23 protein-coding genes and 1 riboswitch are annotated in these 26,255 nt (G+C 64.7%); of the genes, 15 read left to right on the top strand and 8 right to left on the bottom strand.

All coding sequences use genetic code 11. The features are described 5' to 3' along the window. Positions 1–149: 149 nt before the first annotated feature. The gene (locus VFZ66_01165; protein HEX6287764.1) at positions 150–1,295 is read left to right on the top strand and encodes a citrate synthase/methylcitrate synthase; all 1,146 of its coding nucleotides are present in this window, start codon (positions 150–152) and stop codon (positions 1,293–1,295) included. 103 nt (positions 1,296–1,398) lie between these two features. Here the strand turns inward: VFZ66_01165 and VFZ66_01160 are convergent, their stop codons facing one another. Next, positions 1,399–1,725: an FKBP-type peptidyl-prolyl cis-trans isomerase gene (locus VFZ66_01160; protein HEX6287763.1), complete on the bottom strand. Its 327-nt coding sequence runs from the start codon at positions 1,723–1,725 to the stop codon at positions 1,399–1,401. 148 nt (positions 1,726–1,873) lie between these two features. Beyond that, a riboswitch (SAM riboswitch) is annotated at positions 1,874–1,981 on the top strand. Between the two features lie 141 nt (positions 1,982–2,122). Here VFZ66_01160 and VFZ66_01155 point away from each other — a divergent pair. From VFZ66_01155 to asd, 4 genes are all read left to right on the top strand, one after another. Continuing rightward, positions 2,123–3,406: an O-acetylhomoserine aminocarboxypropyltransferase/cysteine synthase gene (locus tag VFZ66_01155; GenBank protein HEX6287762.1), complete on the top strand. Its 1,284-nt coding sequence runs from the start codon at positions 2,123–2,125 to the stop codon at positions 3,404–3,406. Between the two features lie 92 nt (positions 3,407–3,498). Next, positions 3,499–4,644, top strand: a complete 1,146-nt coding sequence (locus VFZ66_01150) for a homoserine O-acetyltransferase (GenBank protein HEX6287761.1) — start codon at positions 3,499–3,501, stop codon at positions 4,642–4,644. A gap of 131 nt (positions 4,645–4,775) precedes the next feature. After that, complete coding sequence (locus tag VFZ66_01145; protein ID HEX6287760.1) at positions 4,776–6,203, top strand: aspartate kinase; 1,428 nt, start codon at positions 4,776–4,778, stop codon at positions 6,201–6,203. A 78-nt stretch (positions 6,204–6,281) separates the two neighbouring features. Then, complete coding sequence (gene asd, locus VFZ66_01140; protein HEX6287759.1) at positions 6,282–7,346, top strand: aspartate-semialdehyde dehydrogenase; 1,065 nt, start codon at positions 6,282–6,284, stop codon at positions 7,344–7,346. Positions 7,347–7,568: 222 nt separating this feature from the next. Here the strand turns inward: asd and VFZ66_01135 are convergent, their stop codons facing one another. Further along, on the bottom strand, positions 7,569–8,171 hold the full coding sequence (locus VFZ66_01135) for a zinc ribbon domain-containing protein (protein ID HEX6287758.1): 603 nt from the start codon (positions 8,169–8,171) through the stop codon (positions 7,569–7,571). A 195-nt stretch (positions 8,172–8,366) separates the two neighbouring features. Between VFZ66_01135 and VFZ66_01130 the strand changes: the two genes are divergently transcribed. The 6 genes from VFZ66_01130 to VFZ66_01105 all read left to right on the top strand — a co-directional run bounded on the left by VFZ66_01130 (position 8,367) and on the right by VFZ66_01105 (position 13,775). After that, entirely contained in the window at positions 8,367–9,041 is a 675-nt protein-coding gene (locus VFZ66_01130) for a metal-dependent transcriptional regulator (GenBank protein ID HEX6287757.1), read from the top strand. 81 nt (positions 9,042–9,122) lie between these two features. Beyond that, positions 9,123–10,097, top strand: coding sequence for a zinc ABC transporter substrate-binding protein (locus tag VFZ66_01125; GenBank protein HEX6287756.1), 975 nt, complete (start codon positions 9,123–9,125; stop codon positions 10,095–10,097). Positions 10,098–10,108: 11 nt separating this feature from the next. After that, positions 10,109–10,921 (top strand): metal ABC transporter ATP-binding protein, encoded by an 813-nt coding sequence (locus VFZ66_01120; GenBank protein ID HEX6287755.1) that lies wholly within the window; start codon positions 10,109–10,111, stop codon positions 10,919–10,921. Next, positions 10,918–11,856 (top strand): iron chelate uptake ABC transporter family permease subunit, encoded by a 939-nt coding sequence (locus VFZ66_01115; GenBank protein ID HEX6287754.1) that lies wholly within the window; start codon positions 10,918–10,920, stop codon positions 11,854–11,856. Before VFZ66_01120 ends, VFZ66_01115 begins: the two co-directional genes overlap by 4 nt. Continuing rightward, complete coding sequence (locus VFZ66_01110; protein ID HEX6287753.1) at positions 11,853–12,959, top strand: metal ABC transporter permease; 1,107 nt, start codon at positions 11,853–11,855, stop codon at positions 12,957–12,959. Before VFZ66_01115 ends, VFZ66_01110 begins: the two co-directional genes overlap by 4 nt. 222 nt (positions 12,960–13,181) lie before the next feature. Then, positions 13,182–13,775: an isoprenylcysteine carboxylmethyltransferase family protein gene (locus VFZ66_01105; protein ID HEX6287752.1), complete on the top strand. Its 594-nt coding sequence runs from the start codon at positions 13,182–13,184 to the stop codon at positions 13,773–13,775. An 18-nt stretch (positions 13,776–13,793) separates the two neighbouring features. Here VFZ66_01105 and VFZ66_01100 read toward each other — a convergent pair whose 3' ends face one another. Next, positions 13,794–14,933 carry a pyridoxal phosphate-dependent aminotransferase gene (locus VFZ66_01100; protein HEX6287751.1) on the bottom strand — a complete coding sequence of 380 codons (1,140 nt, stop codon included), beginning with the start codon at positions 14,931–14,933 and terminating at the stop codon, positions 13,794–13,796. Between the two features lie 463 nt (positions 14,934–15,396). On the opposite strand from VFZ66_01100, the gene VFZ66_01095 reads away from it, so the two are divergent. The 3 genes from VFZ66_01095 (at position 15,397) to VFZ66_01085 (ending at position 18,662) form a co-directional block, all read left to right on the top strand. Then, positions 15,397–16,719 carry a glycosyl hydrolase family 18 protein gene (locus VFZ66_01095; GenBank protein ID HEX6287750.1) on the top strand — a complete coding sequence of 441 codons (1,323 nt, stop codon included), beginning with the start codon at positions 15,397–15,399 and terminating at the stop codon, positions 16,717–16,719. Between the two features lie 121 nt (positions 16,720–16,840). After that, complete coding sequence (locus tag VFZ66_01090; GenBank protein ID HEX6287749.1) at positions 16,841–17,824, top strand: hypothetical protein; 984 nt, start codon at positions 16,841–16,843, stop codon at positions 17,822–17,824. Between the two features lie 136 nt (positions 17,825–17,960). After that, entirely contained in the window at positions 17,961–18,662 is a 702-nt protein-coding gene (locus VFZ66_01085; GenBank protein HEX6287748.1) for an adenylate kinase, read from the top strand. Positions 18,663–18,727: 65 nt separating this feature from the next. On the opposite strand, the gene VFZ66_01080 is transcribed toward VFZ66_01085, so the two are convergent. Further along, positions 18,728–18,871, bottom strand: a complete 144-nt coding sequence (locus VFZ66_01080) for a hypothetical protein (protein HEX6287747.1) — start codon at positions 18,869–18,871, stop codon at positions 18,728–18,730. Between the two features lie 295 nt (positions 18,872–19,166). On the opposite strand from VFZ66_01080, the gene VFZ66_01075 reads away from it, so the two are divergent. After that, a complete protein-coding gene (locus tag VFZ66_01075) occupies positions 19,167–19,931 on the top strand; it encodes a hypothetical protein (GenBank protein HEX6287746.1) in 765 nt (254 codons plus the stop codon). Between the two features lie 34 nt (positions 19,932–19,965). On the opposite strand, the gene VFZ66_01070 is transcribed toward VFZ66_01075, so the two are convergent. The 4 genes from VFZ66_01070 to VFZ66_01055 form a co-directional block, all read right to left on the bottom strand. Then, positions 19,966–22,527: a UvrD-helicase domain-containing protein gene (locus VFZ66_01070; protein HEX6287745.1), complete on the bottom strand. Its 2,562-nt coding sequence runs from the start codon at positions 22,525–22,527 to the stop codon at positions 19,966–19,968. 260 nt (positions 22,528–22,787) lie between these two features. Further along, a complete protein-coding gene (locus tag VFZ66_01065; protein ID HEX6287744.1) occupies positions 22,788–23,630 on the bottom strand; it encodes an STAS domain-containing protein in 843 nt (280 codons plus the stop codon). Between the two features lie 330 nt (positions 23,631–23,960). Beyond that, positions 23,961–24,899: an ABC transporter permease gene (locus VFZ66_01060; protein ID HEX6287743.1), complete on the bottom strand. Its 939-nt coding sequence runs from the start codon at positions 24,897–24,899 to the stop codon at positions 23,961–23,963. After that, a complete protein-coding gene (locus VFZ66_01055) occupies positions 24,896–25,828 on the bottom strand; it encodes an ABC transporter permease subunit (GenBank protein HEX6287742.1) in 933 nt (310 codons plus the stop codon). The genes VFZ66_01060 and VFZ66_01055 overlap by 4 nt, the downstream gene beginning before the upstream one ends. Positions 25,829–26,255: the final 427 nt, after the last annotated feature.

The following is a 26,255-nucleotide window of genomic DNA, read 5'->3' as shown; positions in this document are numbered from 1 at the left end:
GCCGCTCCCCAAACGATGTTTAGCCCGATGACTTTATACATATCATACAATGTATTGATTTATCAATCAATATTGACAACATATATGCATGTGTCTATACTCGCTCCTAAAGGACAACCTTTGAACAGCGAATAGCCAGGAGCAAGCGTATGGCAATAGATACACCAGTCAAATCGGGTTTGGAGGGCGTGATCGCGGCGCAGACCCGGCTGAGCAGCGTCGACGGGCAGGCGGGCGAGCTAATCATCGCGGGCTTTGCGGTAGAAGCGCTGGCGGGGCAGGCCGAGTTTGAAGAAACGATCCATCTGCTGTGGTACGACGCGCTGCCGACCGCCCGGCAGTTGACCGCGCTGCGGGAGAGGCTTGCCGAACGCCGGGCGCTGCCGCAGGCCACGCTCGATCTGCTGCGCACTGCGGCGGCACAGCAGGCTCCGACGATGGACGTGCTGCGTATGGCGACCAGCACGCTTAGCCTGCACGCGCCCGGCGCTGCCAGCGACGATCCGCAGCACGACGCGCTCACCCTGGTTGCGTGCTTCCCGACGATCGTCGCGGCCTACTGGCGGCTGCGGCGCAACCAGGAGCCGATCGCGCCGCGCGCCGATCTGAGCCACGCCGCCAACTACCTGTACATGCTGTCGGGCGAGGAGCCGAGCGCCGAGCGCGTGCGCGGCCTCGAAACTTATCTGAACACGGTCGTCGACCACGGGCTGAACGCCTCGACGTTCACCGCCAGAGTGATCGTCTCCACACAGTCGGATATGATCTCGGCGATCACCGGCGCGATTGGCGCGCTAAAAGGGCCGCTCCACGGCGGCGCTCCCGGCCCTGCGCTGGATATGGTCTTCGAGATCGGGGCGGCGGAGCGGGCGGAGGCGTATCTGCGGGCCAAGCTGGAGCGCGGCGAGCGGCTGATGGGCTTCGGGCATCGGGTCTACAAAGTGCGCGATCCGCGCGCCGATGTGCTCTCGGCTGCGGCGGAGCGGCTGTACCGCACCGACGGCGATACACGGCTGTACGATCTGGCGCGGCATGTCGAGCAGACGGCGCTTGCGCTGCTGAACGAGTACAAGCCGGGCCGCAGATTGCAGACCAATGTCGAGTTCTACACAGCGCTGCTGCTCTATGGCCTGGACCTGCCGACCGAGATGTTCACGCCGACGTTCGCGATCAGCCGCGTGGCAGGCTGGACCGCCCACTGCTTCGAGCAGATCGCGCTCAACCGCATTATCCGGCCCCAGTCGGTCTATAGCAGCGAGAAAGATCGGCGCTGGGTAGCGCTTGAGAAGCGCTAGGCAGCATCGATCAATCACATACCATCGCGTACAACACCCTCTCGCAGCATGGTGCGGGAGGGTGCCGATTCGCGCGACTCGGTAGCTGCTTCCAGCGGTGCTCTCATCCAGCCGCCTTTACGCCAAGCAGTTCCAGATCAAAGACGAGCACCGCCTGAGGTGGGATCAGCCCCGGTACGCCCGTCGCGCCATACGCCAGATACGGGCTGATCCGGATGCGCCGCCGCCCACCGACGCGCATGCTTGCGATGCCATAGACCAGGCCAGGGATCACGTCGCGGCGATGCAGACGAAAGGAGCAGGTCACGCGGGTTTGAAACAGATCGCCTTGCTGCACATACCCATCGTAGCGCACCGTAACCCAGTCGCCGCGCGCTGCAATCTGCCCTTCACCGCCGCGTAGATCTTCACTATCAACGCCGTTTGGCATAAATCTGCTCCATCAATGCCTGATAGTGTACACCACCGAGATCAGCGTGGACAACGGCATCATAGCGCTGTTTGTTAACTAGCTTGACAACTAACTTAAGATACGCTATAGTCACTCACAACAAGTGAATACGCGCATAAACGCAAAACTCTTATCCAGAGGGGTGGAGGGACCGGCCCGAAGAAGCCCCGGCAACCGTTCTAGCGCTGCTAGGCACTGGTGCCAATTCCGGCAGAAGCATTCTGGAAGATGAGAGGACGCGCCAGTGCGGCTGCACCTACGGTGAACCTGCTGCTCTGTACACGTACCCTCATCGCACACGATGAGGTTTTTTTTATGCCCCTCATCTGGTGATGAATCTTACGGCAAGCCTACAACCATTGCAGGGAGAACGATCATGGCAGACCAGCAGTTCAACGGCTTCGACACACTGGCGTTACACGGCGGGCAGGTGGCCGATCCGACGACCGGCGCGCGCGCAGTGCCGATCTATCAGACGACCTCCTATGTCTTCCGCGACACCGATCATGCTCAGGCGCTCTTCGCGCTGCAAGAGGTCGGCAATATCTATACACGGATCATGAACCCCACGTCCGACGTGCTGGAGCAGCGGATCGCGCTGCTGGAGGGCGGCGTCGGCGCGCTGGCCGTCTCGTCGGGGCAGGCCGCCGAGACGCTGGCGATCCTGAACATTGCCGAACAGGGCGATAACATCCTGTCGGCGACCAGCCTGTACGGCGGCACGTACAACCTGTTCCACTACACGCTGCCCAAATACGGCATCGATGTAAAGTTTCACGATCCCGACGATCCCGAAGCGTTCATCGCGCAGATCGACGATCGCACCAAGGCGGTCTTCCTCGAATCGGTGGGCAACCCGCGCCTGAACGTGCCCGATCTTGAGGCGATCACCAGGCTCGCGCACGAAAAAGGCGTGCCCGTGATCGTCGATAACACCGTGCCGACGCCGTACCTGCTGCGTCCGTTCGACTGGGGCGTCGACATCGTGGTCCACTCGGCCACCAAGTTCATCGGCGGTCACGGCACCAGCATCGGCGGCCTGATCGTGGACAGCGGCAAGTTCGACTGGGCCGGCAGCGGACGCTTCGCCAACTTCACCACGCCCGATCCGAGCTACCACAACCTGAAGTTTGCCGACCTGGGCGCTCCGGCGTTCATCCTCAAGGCGCGCGTGCAACTGCTGCGCGACTTCGGCCCGGCGCTGTCGCCCTTCAACGCCTTCCTGTTCTTGCAGGGCATCGAGACGCTGAGCCTGCGCCTGGATCGCCACTGCCAGAACGCGCTGGGCGTGGCGCGCTTCCTGAGCGAGCACTCTAAGGTTGCGTGGGTCAACTATCCCGGCCTGCCGTCGCACGAGTCGTACCAGCTCGCGCAGAAATACCTGCCCAGGGGCCAGGGCGCGCTGCTCGGCTTCGGCATCAAGGGCGGGCGCTCGGCTGGCCGCAAGTTCATCGACAGCCTCCAGCTCTTCTCGCATCTCGCCAACATCGGCGACGCGAAATCGCTGGCGATCCACCCCGCGTCGACCACCCACTCGCAGCTCACGCCCGACGAGCAGGTAACGACCGGCGTGACCGATGATTTCGTGCGGCTGTCGGTTGGCCTCGAAACGCTGGATGATCTGCTGGCGGATCTGGACAACGCCTTGAGCAAGGTGTAGCGCGGCTCGGAATTCGGTAGTGCCCGACAACACATCGAGCGTCAGGCTGCCAGGAGATTGAAGAACAGGCAGCCTGGCGCATAAAGCGAAGTATGTTAGCAACATTAAGCCTTGAGCTTGAAACATTGAACTCAGACGTTGGAATTGTCCAAACTCAATATGCCACGTGGCAAGAGCCGCTCCGCCTCCGAAATGGGGCGGAGCTTGGCCCGTTTACGCTGGCCTACGAAACCTACGGCACGCTCAACGCCGCGCGCGACAACGTGATCCTGGTGATGCACGCGCTCTCCGGCGACGCGCACGCCGCCGGGCGGCACCATCCCGGCGATCGCAAGCCTGGATGGTGGAACGAGATGATCGGGCCGGGCCGCGCCTTCGACACCTCGCGCTACTTCGTGCTCTGCGCCAACGTGATCGGCGGCTGCAAAGGCTCGACCGGTCCCAGCTCGATCAATCCCGCGACCGGACGGCCCTACGGCACGGATTTTCCGGTCGTGACGATCCCCGATATGGTCGCCGCGCAGCTTCGGCTGCTCGACCGGCTCGGCATCGAGCGGGTACACGCGGCGGTCGGCGGCTCGATGGGCGGCATGCAAGTGCTTGAGCTGGCGATCAACCATCCTGAGCGCGTCGCTCTGGCCGTGGCGCTGGCGACGGCAGCCAAGCACGGGCCGCAGCAGATCGCGTTCAACCATATCGGACGGCAGGCGATCATGCGCGATCCGCAGTGGCGCGGCGGTCACTACTACGACGGACCGATACCCGAAAACGGCCTGGCGACGGCGCGGATGGTCGGGCATATGACCTATCTCAGCGCCGAGCGCTTGCAGTGGCGCTTCGGACGCGACCTCCAGGCGCTGCCGGAGCTGAGCTACAGCTTCGAGTCGGAGTTTGCCGTCGAGAGCTACCTCAACTACCAGGGCAACTCCTTCGTCGATCGCTTCGACGCGAACTCGTACCTATACATCACCAAGGCGCTGGATTACTTCGACGCCTGCGCGGGCTATGCGTCGCTGGTCGAGGCCTTCGAGCACGCCCGCGCGCGATTTCTGATCGCCTCGTTCTCGTCGGACTGGCTGTACCCGCCCCAGGATTCGGAAACGCTCGTGGCGGCGGCGCGCATGGCTGGCCGCGACGTGGAGTATATCGCGCTCGACTCGGTGCTGGGCCACGACGCATTTTTGCTTGAGTACCAGCGGCTAACGCCGGTTATCGCAGACGCCATTGCTTCGGTATAATGCACAGGCGACAACGGCGTCTTTCATCTGCTTCGTTAGAGCTACATGCGTCCACGGCTGCACGTGCTGTAGCGACGATGCAACGGACACACCTTTGCTACCTCGTGTAGTGATTCAGATGAGGGACATGCATGGCGTTACATGTGTATAAGTTCGGAGGAACCTCAGTCGGCAGCGTCGCCGCGCTCGAATCTGTGATCCGCATCATTCAGACGGCAGCGCACGATCATCAGGTGGCGATCGTCGTATCTGCTATGAGCGGCGTAACCGATGCGCTGCTGCGCGGCGCGCATACCGCCGCCGCTGGCGATAGCGTGACGCACAACGAGATCGCCAGCGAGCTACACCTGCGCCACATGACCACCGCGCAGAAGCTGATCCCAGACGAGGACGAGCAGCAGGCCCTAGCTGCCGAGGCCGAGCGGCTGCTCAGCGAGTTTACCACGCTCTGTCACGGCATCAATGTGCTGGGCGAGCTTACGCCGCGCGCGCTGGATACGATCTCGGCGCTCGGCGAGCGGCTCAACGCGCCGCTGGTCGCCGCCGCGCTGCGGATTCGCGGCCTGGACGCGGCGGCGGTCGACGCGGCCACGCTGATCGTCACCGACGATCGCTTCGGCGATGCCTCGCCGCTCTTCGAGCCGACGGAGGCGCAGGTCGCGGCGCGGCTCCGTCCGCTGCTGGAAGCGGGCAAAGTGCCAGTGATCACCGGCTTCCTGGGCGCGACCAGCGCGGGCATTACCACCACGCTGGGGCGCGGCGGCAGCGACTACAGCGCGTCGATCATCGGGGCGGCGCTGGGCGCGGATGCGGTTGTGTTCTACAAAGAGGTCGACGGCGTGCTGACCGCCGATCCCCGGATCGTGCCCGAAGCGCGGGTCGTGCATCGCATCGCCTACGACGAGATCGGCGAGCTGGCCTACTTCGGCGCGAAAGTGCTGCATCCCAAGACGATCCAGCCGCTCGTCGAGCGCAACATTCCCGTGCATTTCAAAAACACCTTCAACCCGGCCCATCCCGGCACCGTCGTGATGCGCCGGGGCGAGTCCGGCAACGGCAAGATCAAGGCGGTCACGGCGATCCGCAACCTCAGCATGATCACCGTGGCCGGTCGCGGTATGCTGGGCGTGCCCGGCATCGCGGCGCGCACGTTTACCACCGTTGCGCGGCTGCACGCCAGCGTGCTGATGATCTCGCAGGCGTCGTCGGAGCAGAGCATCTGCTTTGTGATCCCGTCGAAGTACGCCGACAGCATCCGCGCGGCGCTTGAGACTGAGCTAGCCAGCGAGATCGCCCGCCACGACATAGACGGCGTGTTCGTGCAGGATCAGGCAGTGATCGTCACGGTCGTCGGCGCGGGCATTCGCACCACGCCCGGCATCGCGGGGCGGATCTTCGTCGCGCTGGGCGATAGCGCGATCAACATCCACGCTATCGCGCTCGGCTCGTCAGAATGCTCGATCAGCCTGGTCGTCGACGCCAACGACGCGGATGCTGCCGTCAGGGCAATCCATCCGCTCACGACGACTACTGCGACTCATACCATGCAACTGGTCTGAGATCAGCGGTCGAACACACGCTTGTGCAACCCCGCTGGCAGCAGCGGGGTTTTCGTATCGCAAAAGAAAGGAACGACCATGCCTCCAGCAACGAAACTGCCCGTCGCAATCCTGGGCGCAACCGGCGCGGTCGGACAGCGTTTCGTCCAACTGCTCGCCGACCATCCCTGGTTCGAGATCGCCGCGCTCACCGGCTCGGATCGCTCGATCGGCAAGCCCTACGGCGAGGTCGCGCGCTGGATCTTGAACGACGCCGTGCCCGAAGCCATCGCCGATATGATCGTCCAGCCGACCGATGAGGTCGCCGATGTGCCGATCGCGTTTTCGGCCCTGCCCGCCGAGAATGCCCTTGAGAGCGAGCCGCAGTGGGCCGCAGGCGGCGCGATGGTCTGCTCCAACGCCTCGGCGTTTCGGATGGACCCGCTGGTGCCGCTGCTGATCCCGGAGGTCAATCCCGGCCACATCGGCATGATCGAGCGGCAGCGGCGCGAGCGCAACTGGCGCGGCGCGATCGTCACCAATCCCAACTGCTCGACGATCACGATCGTGATGGCGCTCAAGCCGCTGCACGATGCGTTTGGCGTGCGGCGCTGCCTCGTCACCACGCTGCAAGCGATCTCAGGCGCGGGCTATCCCGGCGTGTCGGCGCTCGACATTCTCGACAATCTGATCCCGAATATCGCCAGCGGCGGCGAGGAGGCCAAGATCGAAAGCGAGCCGCTCAAGCTGCTGGGCACGCTCGAAGCGGGCACGTTCCAGAATGCCGACATTCGGATCAGCGCGCAGGTCACGCGCGTGCCGGTGATCGACGGACACACCGCCACAGTCGCGGTCGAGCTGGACGCGAAGGTAACGCCCGGCGAGGCGATTGCCAGCCTGAGCGAGTTTCGCGCGCCGCCGATCGTGCGCGATCTGCCGTCCGCGCCGGAGTGCCCGATCGTCGTGCGACCTGAGGCCGATCGACCACAGCCGCGCCGCGACCGCGATCTGTACGGCGGCATGGGCACCACCGTCGGTCGCGTCCGGCCCTGCAACCTGCTGGATCTCAAGTTCGTAGCGCTATCGCACAACACGATCCGGGGCGCGGCGGGCGGCGCGATTCTCAACGCCGAGCTGCTGGTAGCCGAGGGATTCGCGGGGTAGCGCGCCGTGAGGCGGAGGAGAATCAAGAACCAAGAACCAAGAACCGAGAACGGGCACCCTCTGGGCACACCGAGAACCAAATCACCCCCTCTCCTGTCGCCGCTCAGGCGGGCTTCCGCCTGAGCGCGGGGAAGGGCGGGTGCCATGCCGGGTGCCCTCCGGGCATGGCACCCGGCCCGGGGTGAGGGCCTACCCACGGCGGTGCCCTGCCCTGATCATTCGTCAAGCCTCGCCGCGCAGATTCAGGCCGCAGCGATTGCAGAAATTCGCGCCCGGCGGATTGGAATACCCGCACTTCGGGCAGGTTGGAGCAGCATCGAGCCGCGCGCCGCAGGCCGAGCAGCGCTCCGCGCCCTGTGGATTCGCCACGCCGCACTCGGCACAGGCTACCGTCGGCAGGCGCTGCGTTTTGCCCGTCGCAGCGCCGAAGCTGCTCGCATAGCGGTCGATCGATTGCCAGACGCGGCCCGGCAACGTCTGCGGAATATCGCCGTCGCCGCCGAAGAACTGGCCGAGCGGAAAGCCAAAGAAAAACGGCAGCAATCCCACCAGGCCGCCGACGAAGATCTGCACGTTCTGCTCTTTGTACCATTTCTGCTGGCCCATCGTCACCTGCACGCCATCCGTGAGCGGCTCGATCGTCAGCGTTAGCGCCTGGCGCGGCTCATCGTCGAACCAGCCCGCGTCGCGCTGCCCGATCTGCACGACGACGTAATCCTCCGCCCCGAACGCCTGCGCGATCGTCGGCTCGCGATCCCACTCGTCGAGTAGCGCCTGAGCCAGACCTTCGGGCCGGACCTCGCCGTGATACACTCGTTGCTCCATATCGCCTCCTGTGGCGACGCCGCTCTCCGCGCAGTGCCACCGTATCATGCTGTCGGTACGGAGCGGGCATTCAGCAAGGCGTATGCCGAAGGGCATCACTCTTGCTCAACAAACCTCAGCTATCAGTTGCCAACCCCCCTTGACAACCCATCTCGCCCTGTGCTATTTTAAGCATACCTAAAAAAGGAATTGGGAGTGCCGTTAGAAAAGTTTAGCAAAAACGTACAGGATTACGTCAAAACGATCTACGCGCTGCAAAACCGGCAGCGTCCGGTTTCCAACAGCGCGCTCAAAGCGCAGCTCAACATCTCAGCGCCCGCCGTCAGCGAGATGATCCAGACGCTGGTCAAGCTGAATCTGGTGCATTACGAGCCGTACCAGGGCGTTGAGCTAACAGCGGCGGGCGAGCGTGTGGCGCTTGAGGTTATTCGGCACCACCGGCTGCTGGAGCTGTACCTGTACGAGGCGCTGGGCGTGCCCTGGGATGAGGTTCACGCCGAGGCGGAGCAGCTTGAGCACGCGCTCTCGTCAAATCTGGCGGAGCGCATCGCGGAGCGGCTGGGTCAGCCGCAGTTCGATCCGCACGGCGCGCCCATTCCAGCCCGCGATCTGTCGCTGCCGGAGCAGCACGGCGGGCCGCTGCTCTCAGCGCCGCTCAAGATGCCGCTGCGCATCGTCGAGGTAGACGACGCCTCGCCTGAGCTACTGCGCTACCTGGCGACGCTGGGCCTCGTGCCGGGCCAGCAGGTGATCCTGCGCGAGCGCGCGCCCTTCGACGGGCCGCTGTACGTCCAGGTTGGCGAGCAGACCCACGCGATCGGGCAGCAGACCGCCTCGGCGATCCGCGTGGACGAAATATCGACCGGATAGCGTCGATTTTTCTTTAGCTATGAGAATTAAGTGATCTTAAATATAATTTTTTGCCCACACGAATCGGCAAGCGAGAACAGTATGACCTTTATCCGACCAATCGTATGTGTGCTGCGGATCGGGCTGGCGGCGCTGGCAGCGCTGCTGGTGCTGACGGGATGCGGCACGCCGATCGCCACGGCGGGCGGCGCTGGGATCGACTTCAGCGCGCGCACGATCCGCATCGTCACGACCACCGGCCATGTCGCGGATGTGGTGCGCAATGTCGGCGGGCAGCGCGTGACCGTCACCGCGCTGATGGGTCCGGGCGTCGATCCACACCTCTACAAGGCCAGCGCAGGCGACGTTATGACGATCCAGAATGCCGATGCCGTTTTCTACAGCGGCCTGCATCTGGAAGGCCGCATGATCGAGATCTTCGAGCGGCTGGCACGCACCAAGCCGACCTACGCCGTCACCGACGGCATACCGGCGGAGAAACTGCGCACGCCACCTGAGTTCGAGGGCAGCTACGATCCGCACGTCTGGTTCGACCCGACGCTGTGGAGCTACACCGCCGACACGGTCGCGCAGCGCTTGAGCGAGCTTGATCCTAAGAGCGCGCAGCTCTACCGCGACAACGCGGCGCGCTACAAACAAGAGCTGGCCCGGCTCGACGCCTATGCTCAGGAGCGGCTCGGCACGATCCCGCCGGAATCCCGCGTGCTGATCACCGCGCACGATGCGTTCGGCTACTTCGGCGTGCGCTACGGCCTGGAAGTGCGCGGGCTGCAAGGCATCAGCACCGCCAGCGAGGCGGGCGCGGCGGACGTACAGACGCTCGCCGAGTTTATCGCCAGCCGCAAGATTCGCGCAATCTTCATCGAGTCGAGCGTGCCCCAGGCGACGATCGAGGCGGTCCAGGCGGCGGTTCGGTCACGCGGTCATCAGGTCGCGATCGGCGGGCAGCTCTTCTCGGATGCGCTTGGCGAGGCGGGCACGCCCGAAGGCACCTACAACGGCATGTTCCGCGCCAACGTGGACACAATCAGCAAGGCGCTCGCGCCTCAACCCTAGGATACAGAGCTATGGAGACAGACACCCCTCAAACGCCCGCCGTCGAGATCAACGATTTGACGGTTGCGTACCGTGAGGCGCCCGTGCTGTGGGACATCGACCTGAGCATTCCACGCGGGACGCTGACCGCGATCATCGGGCCGAACGGCGCGGGCAAGTCCACGCTGATGAAAGCGATGCTGAACCTGGTGCCGACCGCAGCGGGCACGATCCTGATCGGCGGGCAGCCCTACAACCCGCAGCGGCGCATCGTTGGCTACGTGCCGCAGCGCGGCAGCGTCGATTGGGACTTTCCGACGGATGCCCTGGATGTCGTGACGATGGGCCTCTACGGTCGGCTCGGCTGGCTGCGACGGCCCGGACGGCGGGAGCGCGAGGTCGCGCTGCGCTGCCTCGAAAAAGTCGGCCTGGCCGATCTCGCCCATCGCCAGATCAGCCAGCTTTCGGGCGGACAGCAGCAGCGCGTCTTTCTGGCCCGCGCCCTGGCCCAGGACGCGCAGATCTACTTCATGGACGAGCCATTCGTCGGCGTGGACGCCACCACCGAGCGGGCGATCGTCACGCTACTGCGCGAGCTGCGCGACACAGGCAAAACCGTCGTGGTCGTCCACCACGATCTGGAGAGCGCGCCTGAGTACTTCGACTGGCTGGCGCTGTTGAACGTGCGGCTGATCGCCAGCGGGCCGTTCAAGACAACATTCACGCCCGACAACCTGCAACGGACCTACGGCGGTCGGATCGCGCTGCTGGAGCAGATCGGACAGGGACGCGCCAGCCAACTGGAAGCCGAGCCGGTCGAGCCGGGACAAGGAGCGGCGCAATGAACCTGCTCTACGATCTCTTCTTCGACTACACGCTGCGCAACATCGCGCTCGGCGCGGCGATCCTGGGCGTGGTCGGCGGTATCCTGGGCTCGTTCGCGCTGCTGCGGAACCAGGCGCTGCTGGGCGACGCGCTCTCGCACGCGGCGCTGCCCGGTATCTGCCTGGCCTACATCGCTACAGGCACCAAAGCACCGCTGATCCTGCTGGTCGGCGCGGGCATCGCGGGCTGGCTCGGCACGCTGCTGATCCTGCGGATCGTCAGCGAGACGCGCATCAGCGAGGATGCCGCGCTGGGCATCGTGCTGACCGTCTTCTTCGGCTTCGGGATCATGCTGCTGACGTTCATCCAGCACAGCGGCAGCGCCAGTCAGTCGGGCCTCGACAAATACCTCTTCGGCCAGGCCGCAACGCTGGTGCAGGAGCAGGTGATCACCATGGCGGCGCTTGGCAGCGTCGCGCTGACTCTGGTGGCGCTGCTCTTCAAAGAGTTCAAGCTGCTGACCTTCGATCCGGCCTTCGCGGCGACACTGGGCTATCCCGTCAAGCGGCTGAGCGTGCTGCTGACATCGCTGATCGTCGTGGCGGTCTTGATCGGGCTGCAAACGGTAGGCGTGGTGCTGATGGCCGCGATGCTGATCGCTCCCGCTGCTGCGGCGCGGCAGTGGACCGAGCGCCTGGGCATGATGCTGGTGCTGGCAGCGCTCTTCGGCGCGCTGGCGGGCGTGAGCGGCGCGCTGATCAGCGTCAGCGACAGCAAGCTACCGACCGGGCCGATGGTGATCTTGAGCGCGACGGCGATTGTGATCGTCTCGCTGCTCTTCGGCAGGGCGCGCGGTCTGGTCTGGGAAGCTCTGCGCAACCGGCGCAACCGGCGGGCGCTCGTCTCGTCCGAGGCGCGGCGGGCGGCGTTCACACAGCGAGGAGGCCAGCGATGAATCCGATCCTGGTTGTGCTGCTCACCGGCATCTTCACGGCGACCGCCTGCGCGCTGATCGGCACGTTCCTGCTGCTGCGGCGGATGGCGATGATGGCCGACGCGATCAGCCACGCGATCCTGCCCGGTCTGGTGGCGGGCTACTTCATCGCGCGCGGGCCGAACCTGTGGATCGGCGCGCTCGGCGCGGCGGGCGCGGGCGTTCTGACCGTCGTGCTGGTGGAGATCCTGCTGCGCAGCGGACGAGTCAAGCGTGACGCGGCGATCGGCCTGGTCTTTCCGGCGCTCTTCGCGCTGGGCACGTTCCTGGTATCGAAGTTCTTTGCCAACGTCCACCTCGACACCGACGCGATCCTCTACGGCGAGATCGCGCTCGCGCCCTTCGATCTGCTGATCATCAGCGGCTATAGCGTCGGGCCGCAGCCGCTCTACGTGCTGGGCGGTCTGACGATCATCAATCTGGCGTTTGTCCTGCTCTTCTACAAAGAGCTCAAGCTCGCGACGTTCGACGCGGCGTTTGCGGCGACGATCGGCTTCTCGCCCGTGGTGCTGCACTACGCGCTGATGACCATGGTTTCGCTGACCACGGTGGGCGCGTTTACCGCCGTCGGCGCGATCCTGGTGGTGGCGTTCCTGATCGTGCCGCCCGCGACGGCCTACCTGCTGACGGATCGGCTGCCCATGCTGATCGTGCTGTCGGTGCTGATCGGCATCGTCGCGGCGGTCATGGGCTACGCCCTGGCGATGGTGCTGGACGCCTCGATCGCGGGCGCGATGGCGACGGTTGCCGGGATCTGCTTTGCGCTGGCGCTGCTCTTCGCGCCGCATCACGGGCTGCTCGCCAAGGCCCTGCGCCGCGTGCGGCAGCGTCGTCAGTTCGCCACCGAGGTGCTCGTCGTTCACCTGGCGCATCACGAGGGCACGCCGCAGCAGGCGCAGGAAAGCTCGCTGGGACACCTTCAGGCCGATCTGCGCTGGACGGCGGAGTTTGCCGCCGAGGTGGTGCAACGCGCGGCACAGGGCGGGCTGGTGCGACGCGAAAACGGACATCTTGAGCTAACATCGGACGGGCGCATGCTAGCGCAGCGGGTGATTGCACGGTAGAGAAGAACCGAGACGCCGGGTGCCCATGCCGGGCGCCCATGCCCAAAGGGCACCCGCATGGCACCCGCATGGCACGCGGAACAGAGAACAAAGGGGAGAGCCAAGAACGAAGAACAACAAGCTCCATCTTCCCCCTCGCCTGGGCAGCGAGAGAAGGGGTGGCGCGGCAGCGCCGGGGGTGCGGGCCTGAACTTGGAACTCCCGAAACAAGGAGCACAGGCTATGTCGAACGAAGCAGTGCTGCGGGCCATACTCGCCGCGCAAATCGTCGTGATGCTGCTGATTCGGAGCTACTACCGCGCCGCCGCGCGCTCAGCCGAGCCGGTCAGCTACAAAGAAAGCACGCGCCAGATGATCGCGCAGGCCGTGCTGGGACTGGGCGGCATGATCACAGTTCTGGTGTATCTGCTCCGCCCATCGTGGATGGAATGGTCCGCCCTGCCGCTGCCGATCTGGGTGCGCTGGCTTGGCGCGGCGCTCGGAGCCGTCGCGCTGCCGCTGCTGGTGTGGGTCCAGCACGCGCTCGGACAGAATTTTTCTACCGTTCTGCATGTCCGCCAGGGGCACACGCTGATCACCAGCGGGCCGTATCGCACCGTGCGCCACCCGATGTACTCGGTGCTGTTTTTGCTGGCGCTCGGCCTGACGCTGCTCTCAGCCGACTGGGCGATCGGCCTCTTCTGGCTCGGCGGTGTCGCTGCGGTTGTCGCGGCGCGCCTGCGGCACGAGGAAGCCGTGATGCTCGAAACGTTCGGAGAGCGATACCGGGCCTATATGCAGCGAAGCAATCGTTTCCTACCGAAGCTGGTCCGCTAAGCCGCCGCTCGCCGCCGCTCACGCCTTAAGCGCGGCGAGCAGCACATCCAGCCCGCGAGCGAGCTGCTGCGTCTCCGTCAGGCACGACAGCATGATGTGCGCGCCGCGCTCGTAGCCGTAGAAATAGCCGGGATGGACCAGCACGCCATGCCGCAGACAGTGCAGCACCAGCTCCTCCTCATCGTCCCAGCCCAGCACCTCAGGAAAGAGATAGTAGCCGCCGTCGGGCGGCTGCACGCGCAGCAGCGGGCTGGTCGACAGCCGCGCCAGCGCCAGATCAAGGTTATGCCGCACCCGCTCGCGCATCTGGGCCACAAACGGCATGCCCTGTGCGAACAGCGTCGGGAGCATATGCTGCGTCAGCATATTGCTGCCCAGGAAGGTATCGTTGAGCAATTCGAGCCGATCGGCATAGTGCCGCGCCGCAGCGTTAAGCGCGATCCAGCCCAGCTTCAGATCGGGCAGCGCAAAGAGCTTCGAGATGCCGTTGAGATGAAAGACCGGCAGATCGGGATGGAGCGTGCCGATCGGCGGCGCGCTGGCGGCGCGGTAGGTAAACTCGGCAAAGACCTCGTCGCAGATCAGGGGCAGGCCCAGCGTCGTCAGCGCGGGCAGCGGCTCCGCGACGATCGCCCCCGTTGGATTATGCGGCGAGACGATCAGCACCGCGCGCGTGCGCCCATCAACCTGCGCGTGCAGGCTGGCCGGGTCGATGCGCCAGCCGCGCGCCTCGTCGATCGCGTAGGGCCGCAGCTCGATGTGGTGGATCTCGGCCAGAAACTCGAAGAGCGGATAGGTGACGACCGGCGCGAGCACGTTATCGCCCGGCGCGGTCAGCAGCGCAAACAGCAGCGAGTAGGCCTCGCTGGTGCTGGCGGTGATAAACACATCGTCGGGGCTGATCGCGAGCGGCGATGAGCGCCGCGCATAGTAGCCGCAGATGGCATCAAGGGCGGCAGGCAGGCCACGGGGATGCGGATCGTAGCGTCGGTGGCCCCAGTAGGCGGACGCGGCGGCCTCAAGGATATGGGACGGAAACAGCAAGCCCTGATGTGTCGGGTTGCTGCTGGTGAGATCGATGTATTGGCCCTGTAAGGCGCTGCGCACTTGCTCGATTCGGTTGGGGGAAAGATCGCTATCGGCAAAAAAGCCTGTCATGCTACACCCTAGATGCCAAATGTCGTATCAATCGTATAGAACATGTGGAGCCTGACATACGTGTCCCGAAGCGCGCCGCACAACAAGGAGTTGACGCTCTGTGTTCAACAGCCCGGCGAATCGCGACCATCGTCTGTTCAAGCACAAAGATTTCACGGATTCCCATCAGTATAGCAGCTATTTGCTCGATCAATGATGGAAGTTCTTTAGCAAACATGACGATTTTTCAGCAGAGCGGCTGCCGGGCGCGCGTCTTCGACCGCAGCGGTGGCAGCGCGGGGAGCGATGATCGATCATTGTAGCATCGGCGTGGACGAAATGCGCGCACGCTGAGATTCAGAGCGGAGCAAGACGCGAAAAACGGTCGGACGCGGCACTAGGATTAAGTGGCGGCCCTATTCATGACCGTTGGTGCCGCTGAGACTTGACGGGCGATTCGCGCTATGGTAGCCTGCGCCGCGTTATGGTGCAACGCTTACGGATCGCGTCTGAGAGCGGCCTACGCCGCCTGAGTATCCTGCCACGTCCAGTGATCGTGGTCGGCTATCTGCTGCTGTTCGTGCTCTGGACGCTCCTGGTCAGCGATACGATCCAGATCTGGCAGCAGCGCCAGGTGGTGATCGAGCGCCGCCGCCTTGAGGCCGCGTTCTTCCCGCCCACATCCACGCCGCTCCCGCCCACATCCACGCCCACGGCGCAGCCGACTGTTGCCGCTGCGGCGCAGCCAGCGCCCGCCGCGCCCACGCCGCGCCCGATCTCGGTGGTCCATCCCAAGACCGGGCGATCGATCGCCGCGTGGCTGCCGACCTCGTTCGACGCCGAGCGGGCACGCGCCTCGTTCGACGCCAACAAAGACATCCTTGACGAGGTCAGCCCCTTCTGGTACACCACCAACATCGCCAACGGCGCGCTGATCCCCGACATCGGCGCGCGCGACCGGCAGCTGGTCGAGGCCGCGCACGCCGCCGATGTGCTCGTCACGCCGACGATCCATAACGTGATGGCTCCCGAAGCGATCGTCCCGCTGCTGCGCGACCCGGCGCGGCGCAAGCAGCACATCGACGCGATCATGCACGAGGTCCGCATCTACGGCTACGACGGCATCGACATCGATTACGAGTCGCTGCCGGCCAGCAGCCGCGAGGCGTACAGCACCTTTATGCAGGAGCTATCGGCGGCGCTGCGGGCCGAGGGCAAGCTGCTGACCGTGGCGGTCCATGCCAAGACGGACGACGGCGGCGGGCTGGGTGGTTTTCAGGACTGGAAGCTGCTCGGCGAGATCTGCGATCGGGTGCGGATCATGACCTACGACTTTCACTGGCGCGGCGGCGGTCCCGGCCCGATCGCGCCCATGAGCTGGGTCGCAGCCGTCGGCGAGTACGCGCGCTCGGTGGTGCCGCCGGAGAAGATCCAGATCGGCATTCCGTTCTACGGCTACAACTGGGGCGAGGGCGAGGACGCCGTTGCGCAGACCTGGACGGATATTCAGCGGCTGATCGACATCTACCAGCCGGATGTGAATCTCGCCGCCCGCGACAGCAGCGGCCCGATCGAGGAGTCGTGGTTTACCTATCGGCGCAACGGGCAGCGCCGCACGGTCTGGTTTGCCGATCACCGCTCGCTGCAAGCCAAGCTGAACCTCGTCGAGCAGCTCGATCTGGCGGGCATCGCGATCTGGCGGCTCGGCAACGAAGATCCGCAAAATTGGGAAGTCGTACGCAAACAGTTGGTCGAGAATCCATCGGTGGTGCAGCGCGTCGTCAACACCTATCTCCCCGATCATTGAGGCACCTGGAGAGGAACAAAGGAACAAAGAACGGGCGCCCTCTGGGCACACAAAGGGACGGGGCTAGAACTTGAAACTTGAAACTTGAAACTTGAAACGTTGAACTCGACGGTAAGAACGTATGTCTGAGCGCGGCGTCAAAATTTTTAGCCAGCAGGCCGAGCAGCTTTATACGCGCGGCGTCGCTGCGGCGCGTGGCGGGCAGAAAACACTGGCCGCCTCGCTGTTACGGCAGGCCGTCAAGCTCGATCCGCAGCACGAGCAAGCCTGGCTGTGGCTGAGCGGCGTGCTGGACGATCCCGGCGATGTCGCCTTCTGTCTGCGCGCGGTGCTCGGCGTCAATCCGGCAAACGAGCGTGCCCAGAAGGGCCTGGCCTGGATCGAGCGGCAGGCGCAGCAGGCGGGCGCGCCACCGCCCGCGCCCAGCAGAACGCTGCTGCTCACCACCACCCCGCCCGACAACTGGTGGTCGGCGTGGCGCGCCCGGCAATCGACCTGGCTCTGGACGCTGCGGGCGCTGCTGCTGATCCCGATCGTGCTGATCGGCGCGACGCTCGGCGTGCGCGTGGTGATCCAGGCACAGCCGCTGCCGTCGTTTATCGAGGCGCGCGAGGCAGTGGTGCCGACCGCGACGGCGCTGGCGATCAAAAAGACGGCAGTTCCAACCGCTGTCGTCGCCGCGCAGCCCACCGATCCGGCGACGGTACGCGCCTACTTCGACACGATCAGCGCCGAGCGGCAGGTGTTGCAGGAGGCGACGACCGCCTATCGTAGCACGACCGACGGCGGACGCACGACGGTCGAGCGCGCAACCGCGACCAAGCAGCTCCGCGACCGGGTGCAGCAGAGCCGCGAGAAGCTGACCGCCGTTGTCGCGCCGACGGAGATCTCCGACACTCATCGCCTGTATCTGGATGGACTGGCGATGGAACAGGAGGCGCTTGATAAGATGCTGGAGTTTTACAGCAGCTACGATGTCACGCTGGCAAATCGCGCTGCCCTGCGGCTACAGGAGGCGCGCAGCCAGATCGCCACGGCTACGGCCAGCTGGGACGCCTTCGCCAGGCAGCATCACCTGACGAGCGCCTCGGCGGGCCTTCAGTAGACTTTGTCAAAAATTGGTCTAAAAAAGGGCTAGACGAAACGCATAATTTGCGTTATCATGCGTAGTACTCTACCGGCAGTCGTTGGAGACTGCCGATTTTGTTACTATGGACATGACTGAGAAGAAAGGACTGGCAATGGCGCCCGTTAACATCATTCTCCTCGGCCCCCCAGGTGTAGGTAAGAGTACCCAGGCGGCGCTTCTGGGCAAACGCTATCCGCTCGTCACACTCTCAACCGGCAATATACTCCGCGCGGAAGTCGCAGCCGAAACGCCACTGGGCTTGCAGGCCAAAGCCGCGATCGAGAGCGGCCAGCTTGTCGGCGACGACGTCATTATCGCGCTGGTCCGCAGCCGTCTCGAAGCGCTGCCTAAGGATCACGGCTTTCTGCTCGACGGCTTTCCACGCACTGCCGCGCAGGCCGCTGCCCTCGACGACATACTGCATGAGCTGCATCGTCCGCTGACGGTGGTGGTACAGCCGATTCTGGAGCACGACGAGGTTGTGCAGCGCATGTCGAGCCGCCGCGAGTGCCGCTCGTGCAACGCGCCGTACACCGTAACACCCGACAAGCCGCTCACGAACTGCCCCGCGTGTAACGGCGAGCTGTTCCAGCGCCCCGACGATACCCCCGCCGTGATTTTGAAGCGCCTTACAGTCTATGAAGAGCAGACCGCGCCCCTCGCCGCGTACTATCAGCAGGTGGGCCTGCTCGCGCCGGTCGATGGGCATGGCAGCCCGCAGGAGGTTGCCGCCCGGCTGATCTCGGCGATCGAGCTGTACCGACCGCACCGCCGCAGCGAGCCAGCCAAGCAGATCCGCGCCATCAGCGCCTAACGAATGTCCACAAAATAAAATAGGGTGAGCATGATGCTCACCCTGCAACCGATCTGTCTGCGATGCTATGGTGCGGTGGTGGCAGTAGCCATCGTGCCGCCGGGACTGGCCTCTGTACCGGTACCCGTGCCGCCTGTCTCTCCGCAGGCCGTCAGCGCGCCGAGCGCCAATGCCGCCAGTAAGCTCAACGAGATCAGTCTCCGTCTCATGCACTACTCCTTTCGTACGCGCCTCCTTGGGCATCGTACACACGCGCGACCTATAGCATCCCACGTGCCAGGAGTACTTCTCATACCCCGCCCTCTGCCGCCGCCTGCCCCTGCTCGTCCACCGCGCTCTGTAAGCCCGAAACGGCGATTCCGCCCATAGCCGACGCATGAGGCGGCTGCCGACAGACTCTCTTTGATCGCACTCGGATCGACGATCTCGCTCCTGGCGGTGCAACCAGCACGGCGTGCGTATCGTCTATCATAGCGCACGATCGAGCTAGTGTACCAGGAGTCTATGACAGCCACACTTCACACCGACGATGTTTTCGCGCCCGTGGACCGCGACCTCTACCTTGAGCGGATCGCGGGCGGCAACGAAACCGAGGTTTATCGCACCGACGACCAGCGCTATGTCGTGAAGCTCAAGCACGAGCTGGGCGGCAGCCGCACCGAGGCGCTGGACTGTGCCAAAACGATGCGCGCGGCGGCAGAGCAGTTCGCGGCGTGTATCGGCGAGGAGCACAGCATTCCAAGCTACTATCTGCTCGCCCGCGACAGCAGCGAGCGCGTGCAGGTGCTGGTGATTCAGCCGTTCGTCGCGCACGCCCACCCGCTCTACGACGTCGACTACCGCACGCTCAACGCCGACGAGCGCGACCGGGTCGCGGCGCAGCTTCGCGCGATCATTCGGCGGGCGCTCAGCTTCTACCGAGGCACGCGCAGCATGCCCGACGTGTACGGTCGCACGAGCACCAGCGCCGCCGAGCGGAAGCGGCTGCGCTCGCCGTGGAAGATCCCGGAGCGGCTGTGGAGCTTTATGGTGCAGCGCAACCTGCTGCGGTCGCACAACCTGCTGCTCACCAACGCGCCCGAATGCCGCGTGGTGCTGGTCGATTATGACTTCGTACGGCGCAGCAGGCTCTACCGCTGGGTGTACTACACCGTGCGGCGGGCGCTCTTCTGGCGCGATCAGGTCTTGATCTGGCGCATGCGGCGCGGTGCAAAGGTGCCGAGGGCAGATTCGTTACCAGCCATCAGGGCAAGGCATATCAGGGCATGATCCATCACGCCCTGAGCAAGGCACCGCTGTGCCCCTACGATTTCACAGGCTCCAGCTTTGCGAATCCGGCAAGCAGCCGCTTGACACCCTGCCCGACGAACGCCACCGTCACCTCTTCGTCGTCGCCCTGCACCTTCGACGAGACGACGATCCCCTCGCCGAACTGCGCATGTCGCACCTTCTGGCCGGGCTGGAACTTGGCGTCTGCGGCGGGCTTGAGCGGCGTCGTATTCTTCTTGGCGGTGCTGCCCCAGGCCGTCGCCGCGCGCGTCTTGCCGCCGCCTGAGGATGCTCTCGCGGCGAACGACGATCGTCCGGTAAACATCGAGCTTTGCCCAAAGCCGGTCCGCTCGCGGTCGCCTGTCTTGCGCAGCATGTCCGTGGGAATATCCGCCAGAAAGCGTGAGGGCGTGCTGATATTCTCGCGTCCGTACAGCCGCCGCTTGAAGGCATAGTACAGATACAGCCGCCGCCCGGCGCGTGTCGCCGCGACGTAGAGCAGCCGCCGCTCCTCCTCTAGCTGTTCGGGATCTTCCAGCGAGCGCGAGTGCGGCAGCAACCCCTCTTCCAGCCCGACGATAAATACGTTGGGATACTCCAGGCCCTTGGCCTGATGCATCGTGATCAGCGTCACGGCATCCTGCTCGACCGCGAGATCGTCGGTGGCGGCGACCAGCACAACTTCTTCCAGAAACGTATCGAGCTGCACCTCACGCGGGAAGTTAGCGTACTGCGCGGCGACCGTCCGCAGCTCCATCACGTTCTCCCAGCGATTCTCGCCCTCTTCGTCGCCGTGCTCGCGCAGCAGCGCATCGTGGAAGTGCGTGCGCTCCAGCACCAGATCGAGCAGCTCGACCAGCCCCAGGTCATCCCGCGCCTTGATCAGCTCGTCGGTCAGATGCAGGAAGCTGAGCAGGCCGCTGCGCGCCCGACCGCTGAAAGGCGGCTTCGTGCCCTCGCTCTCTTCGTCGAGCAACTGAAGCGCGGTATAGCTCGGCACGCCCAGATCGCCAGCCCAGGCCGCCAGCGCCGCGATCGTCTGCCGCCCGATGCCGGGCGTGGACTCGATGATCCGCTCAAGGCTGACGCTATCGAAGGGATTGGCGATCAGCCGCAGATAGGCCAGCGCATCCTTGATCTCTTTGCGCTCGTAGAAGCGCACGCCGCCGACCAGCCGGTAGCGCAGGCCGCGCGTCAAAAACGCCTCTTCCAGCGCGCGCGACTGAGCATTGGTGCGATACAGCACGGCACAGTCTTTCAGCTCAGCCTCGCCCCTGGCCCGCAGCCGCTCGATCTCATCGCAGACCAGCCGCGCTTCCTCGTCCTCGTTGTACGCCTCGCGCAGCATCACCTCCACGCCCTTATCGTTCTGCGTCCACAGGCGCTTCGCCCGCTTGCGCCGGTCGCTGGCGTTGATCAGCGACGCGGCCACATCGAGGATCGCCTGGGTGGAGCGATAGTTTTGCTCCAGCAGGATCACCTTGGCGTCGGGAAAATCGTCCTCGAACTGAAGCACATAGCGCATGTTCGCGCCGCGAAACGCATACACGCTCTGGTCCTCGTCGCCGACCGCGAAGAGATTGCGGTAGTGGCCGGAGATCTGCTTGGCGAACGCATACTGCACCGTGTTAACATCCTGGTACTCGTCGATCAGCACGTGAACGAAGCGCTTTTGATACGTCTCCAGAATCGCGGGCTTGCTGTCGAAGAGGCGCACCGTCAGGCCGAGCAGATCGTCGAAGTCGAGCGCGTTGCTGGCTTGTAGCCGCTTCTGATACGCCTCGTAGCAGCGCGCGACGATCTCATCCCAGTAGCTACGCCCGAAGCTCGCAAACTCCACCGGCCCGACCAGCTCATTTTTTGCCCGCGAGATGGCCGAGTGGACCGCGCGGGGCGCGTACTGCTTCTCGTCCAGGTTCAGCTCTTTGAGCACCTGCCGCGTCAGCCGCATCTGATCGTCGTCGTCGTAGACCGTGAAGTCGCGCCGGTAGGTGATGATACCGCGCCGGATCGCCTCGTCGCGCACGCCGGGCGGCAACTGCTGCCGGATGTCACTCCGCACCGTCACCTGCCCCTGACGGGCCAGCCCCGCGAGCAACTGCTCGACTGTCTCGCTGTCGCGGTAGACGATCGCCCGCCGCAGCCGCGCCGCCGGATCGCCGTCCGCCGCACGCGCATCGTAGATCAGCACGCTCGCCAGCGCGCCCAGCCGCGCCAGCGCATCGTGCGTGGTGGCGTCGTTTGGCGGAAATTCGACAAAAACCTGGCTCCAGCCGAGCTTTTCGATGTCCTGGCGCAGCAGGCGAATACAGACCGAGTGGAATGTTCCGACGGTCAGCCGCTTCGATAGCTCCTCGCCGATCAGCCCGCTCAGGCGCTCTTTCATCTCCTTGGCCGCTTTGTTGGTAAACGTCACCGCCAGGATCGCGTGCGGATCGACGCCGACCTCGGCGATCAGATACGCGATGCGATGAGTCAGCACGCGCGTTTTGCCTGAGCCGGGACCGGCCAGCACCAGCACCGGGCCGCCGAGCGTCTGAACGGCCCGCTGCTGCGGCTCGTTCAGCAGTTGAAGCATACGTGAAGCGCCTGTCATCGAGACTCCTTTAGAGGTACAATCTGTAGCACAATTATGCCATAAGCTGGCGCACCTGCGCAGCGGCGGATCAGGGCCGTCCAACGCAGATTTGACCAGACCGATCGACTTACCACCGCTCCCTGTGAACGATCTCATCCAGCGCTCTACGCCCGCCTGGCCGAACAGTCGGCGCGGGCTGCTCCCCAGGATAGCCAAACGAGATCGCGATCTCGACGTGCATCTCCTGGGGCACGCCGAAACGGTCGGCGCTCCGCGATCTAAGCGACCGCATGGATCGCATAGCCGCGACACGCCAGCGCATGGCGGATGCCGTCGGCGAGATCGGCGCGCATGTTCAACTGGTGAAGATCGAGGCCAAGCTGCATCACCGTCTGGGCGATGCTCGCGCTTATGCCAACCAGGATCGTCTGCGCGCCGATGAGCTTCACCGCATGCGCCAGCTTGAGCAGCTCGTGTGCTACGGCGGCATCGATCTTCGGAACGCCGGTAATGTCGAGGATCAGGATCTCCGCCTGACGCTCGACGATGCGCGTCATGGCCGAATCAATGATCTCCTGCGCGCGCCGGTCGTCGATGTGGCCCACCAGCGGCAGCAAGACGATGCCTTCGTAGATCGACACGATCGGCGTGGATAGCTCCTGAATGACCTTGCGCTGCTGCTCCAGCTCGCGCTCGCGCTCGCCGAGCTTCGCCCAGGCGTCCTGAAGCACCCGGCTATAGGTTGCGATGACCTCATTGCGATCGAGGCGGTTCCACTGCTGCACCTGCTCCATCGCGTCCACCGGCCATGCTTCCGGCGGATACAACTGACGAGCCAGCTTCCAGATATGATCCCGAAACAGATCGCTGGTGGCGACCAGCTCGATCAGCGGCGCGTGATCCGTCACACGCACCTGGCCCACCGACCGTGTGCGCTCCAGCGTGGGGCCGATATCGCCTGTCTCCATCAGCTCTTGCCAGAGCCGGGCCTTGCTGTGGATCGACGCGATCAGATCTTCGCGCGGCAGACGGGCGTACGTCGGAAGCAGCCGAATCACGTCGTGGTATAAGCCGTCGGTAAACGCATCCATATGCTCGCGCCAGAACGCGACAAAAGGCACAAAATCAAATCGATTCAGGGGAGGGTCGGACGGATGATCAGGGCTATGAGGTGGCACGGCGTTGCTCCTTCTTTCGCCATTAGATCGGGGGTTTGGAGAATCCCCAAACCTTCCCCGCTCTGACGCAGCATCGCACGAACGATTCTCCGAAAACGCGCGTTGATGCTGCATTCGGCAGCAGAAACAGATGGCAACCTGCTCAGCGCTAACGCCGTGGTCTTTCCATGATCATCGGCGTGAGACGTGCCGTATGCGCAGAGCGTGCCGGGTATAGTAGTAGATCGCGCCTGGAAGATCAAGCGCGCAGATCGCAAGCGCGAGCGCTCGATCTCACCTGCGGCGGCGCAGGCCCTCGGCCAGCAGATTAAAGCCCAGGATCGCCAGCGTAAAGGCGACCAGCGGCTCCAAGAATAGCCATAGATAGGCCCGCTGCCGCAGGCCACGCGCCAGCATGCTGCCCCACTCGGCGAAGATCGGATCGCTGGCGAGCATGCGGTCGCCGATCAGCGCGGGCTCGCCGCCGCCAAGCACGATGTTCAGAAAGGCCAGCTCGGCCAGCAGCAGCAGCGTCGCGGCGAGCGCGTAGGCGCCCTCGATCAGCAGCACATCGCGCAGATTCGGCAGCACGTGCCGGTAGAGGATCGCACCTCGGCGCAGCCCGATCGCGTAGGCCGAGTCGATGAACGGCGCGGCGCGCAGGCCATGGACCGCCGTCCGGCAGCGCACCGCCGTCTCGGCCCAGCCCGTCAGACTCAGCGCGACCATGAAAATCGCCAGACTCGTGTCGATGTCGCGGCTGCGATTCACCACCGCGATCGGCACCATCGCGAAGAAAAGACTGGGTATCGCCGACGAAGCGCCGATCAGCACATCGATCGCGCGGCTGGTTCTGCTGTACCAGGCCGCCAGCATCCCCAGCACCGCGCCGATGACCAGCCGCGCCAGGGCAGCCACAGCGCAGATCAGCAGCGTGTAGCGGCTGCCGTAGATCAGTCGGCTCAGCATATCGCGTCCCAGCCGGTCGCTGCCGAGCGGCATGCCGGGCGTGCCCGGCGGATACGGCGCGGGCGCAATCTGCCCGCCGACCATGCGCAGGATCGGTTCGAGGGGATCGTGGGGCGCGAGCAGCGGCGCGAGCAGCGCGCCCCCGACCAGCAGCGCCACCAGCAGGCCGCCGATCAGCAGCGGCGCGTTGAGCCGGAGCATCACGGCTCGCCAGCGGCGGACGATCGCGGCGGTTCGGCGGTCCAGGGGGGTGGAGTGATTCATCGGGCGGCAGCCACCTCTCGCAGGCGCGGATCGGCGTGACGCAGCAGCAGCCGACCCAGCGCATCGGTGAGCACAAAGAAGATCACGAAGAGCACCGCAGCGCTCGCGGCAACATCGCCTTCGCCGGGGCTGATGATGCCGGAGTTATTGATCTCAAGCATCTGACGGCCCAGGCCGCCCCAGCCGGAGAGGTAATCCACGATCACGAAGCCGCTGACGATCACGCGGATCATGCCCAGCGTGCTGCCGAGCAGCGGCAGGCGCAGCGCGGGCAGCACATGCCACCACCACAGCCCAAAGCCGCCCAGGCCCTTGGCGCGAGCCGCGCGAATCCACTCCTGGCGCAGCACATCCTCGTGCGCCACCTGCATCGCGCGGCCCATGTAGGCCGCGCCGCGCAGCGCCAGCGCCCCGGCGGGCAGGATGAGATGCTGATCGAGGCCGTAGCCCTGGACATAGGTCAGCCGAACGCCAGTGCGCAGCGTCAGCGTCGAGATCGCCTCCATCGACAGCAGCAGCACCGCAAACGTCGGCAGCGAGAGCAGCAGCGTGCTCAGCCCAAACAGCACGATCCGGGGAGCGCCACGGCGCACCGTCGCCAGCAGCGCGCCCCAGCCGAGGCCAAGCAGCAGGCCGCAGCCCAGGCTGACGCCCAGCAGCTCCAGCGAGCGCCGCGCCGCGACCCACAGCCGCGTATTCACCGAGCGGCGCTGCACGTTCATTCCGAAGTCGCCGCGCAGCAGGCCCCACAGATAGCCGACCACCGCGTCGAGATAGCCCTGGACGCTAGCATTATCGCCCAGAAACGCGCGCGGCATGAAGATCACCAGCGCAACGCTCGTGATGCTGATCGCCAGCGTCAGCAGCAGCAGCAGCGTCTCGGTCAGGAGCGGGCCGAGCGTGGGTTGTCGATCGTTCTGTGGCATCATCGTCTTCGTCAGGGAGCAGGAGTCGGGGGAACACGGGAATAAGCGAGAGAACAAGCGAACAAGCAAACAAGGGCGTTAAGCCGCTGTTCGTTTGTTCGTTTGTTCCTTTGTTCTTTTGTTCAGCCCTCGGTTCTTGGTTCTTGGTTCGACGAGCTTATTATACCCGCAGTTCGGCGGTTCGTCGCGCGGGGTGGGCTGCGCGGAGGACGCGCTCCCCGGCTGGTAGGGAGCGCTTTCGGGGCGGACAAGAGCAGCGTTGGAGTATTCGCGGAGCCCGGCTAGGCGATGTGCTCGCGGACCGGCATGACGTCGACGGGCACAATCTTGCGGCGGAGCAGACGCAGCGCCAGGTCGATGCCGCCTTGCAGATCGATCGTCGAGCGCAGATCCTTGATCGTCGTACACTGCGCGACGAGCGCCTGCGCCA

Source organism: Herpetosiphonaceae bacterium (genome assembly GCA_036374795.1).
Classification (GTDB): Bacteria; Chloroflexota; Chloroflexia; order Chloroflexales; family Kallotenuaceae; genus LB3-1.
The sequence above is the reverse complement of the archived record's forward strand: the minus strand, read 5'-3'. Positions and strand labels throughout refer to the sequence as shown.